Origin of the sequence: Methylobacterium endophyticum (assembly GCF_050591105.1) — a bacterium.
GTDB lineage: Bacteria > Pseudomonadota > Alphaproteobacteria > Rhizobiales > Beijerinckiaceae > Methylobacterium.
This window is the reverse complement of the sequence record NZ_JBNHES010000048.1, coordinates 1-1,201: the sequence shown is the minus strand read 5'-3', so window position 1 is coordinate 1,201 and position 1,201 is coordinate 1. Positions and strand designations below refer to the sequence as shown.

General features: G+C 71.2%; 1 protein-coding gene. It reads left to right on the top strand.

What is annotated here, in order from left to right; all coding sequences use genetic code 11:
* Window positions 1–98 precede the first annotated feature (98 nt).
* Window positions 99–1,201, top strand: a 1,103-nt coding sequence (locus tag ACP56T_RS21850) for an IS256 family transposase (RefSeq protein WP_430914109.1), incomplete at its 3' end; no start/stop codon positions are given.

The following is a 1,201-nucleotide window of genomic DNA, read 5'->3' as shown; positions in this document are numbered from 1 at the left end:
GAGCTATGCGGGAGATTGGGTGACGACGGTGTGTTGAAGGCGGCGTATCGAGGCGGGTGTCGAAGCCTGCCAGAACCTCTCAGCGAGAGCGATACGCCATGGAGACACCTACCAACATCGTCCGGCTTCGTCAGCCCGAGGCCATCGACGATCCCCTGACCGAGGTGCTGCGCAGCGGGGCCCGCCGCCTGCTCGCCCAAGCTGTCGAGATGGAGGCGGACGCGTTCCTGAGCGCGATGCAGGACCTGCGGCTGCCGGACGGACGCGCACGCCTCGTGCGGCACGGCCATGGCCCGGAGCGAGCGATCCAGACCGGCATCGGCCCGGTACCCGTGGCGCGGGTTCGCGTCCGGGACCGTGGCGCGAGCGGGCCTGAGGACCGGATCCGGTTCACCTCGACGCTCCTGCCGAAATGGGCGCGGCGCACCCGCAGCCTGGATGCGTTGCTGCCGGTGCTGTACCTGCGCGGCGTCTCGACCGGCGACTTCCAGGAGGCGCTGGCCGCCCTGCTGGGCCGTGACGCACCGAACCTCTCGCCGGCCGTCATCGCCCGGCTGACCGCGACCTGGGCAGACGAGTACACCCGCTGGCAGGGTCGCGACCTCTCGGCGCGCCGCTACGCCTACGTCTGGGCCGACGGCGTCTACCTGCAGGCCCGGATGGAGGACCAGGCCGAGTGCATGCTCGTGCTGATCGGGGCGACGCCCGAGGGCCGGAAGGAGCTCGTCGGCTTCCAGGTGGGCGTGCGCGAGAGCGCTCAGAGCTGGCGGGAGCTGCTCGTCGACGTGAAGCGGCGCGGGCTCTCGATCGCGCCCGAGATCGCGGTCGGTGACGGCGCTCTCGGCTTCTGGCGGGCGCTGGACGAGGTCTTCCCCGGCACCGCTCACCAGCGGTGTTGGGTCCACAAAGCGGCCAACGTCCTCGACAAGGTGCCGAAGTCCGTCCAGCCGGCGATGAAGGCGGACCTGCGGGAGATCCACGGCGCGCCGACCCGGGCGGCGGCCGAGGCGGCGCTGGCCGTCTTCGTCGAGAAGTACGGGGCCAAGTACGCGCGCGCTGCCGACTGCCTGACCAAGGACCGGGAGGCGCTGCTGGCGTTCTACGACTTCCCGGCCGAGCACTGGGACCACCTGCGCAGCTCGAACCCGATCGAGAGCGTGTTCGCCACGGTGCGGCATCGGACCGTGCGGACCAAAGGGGC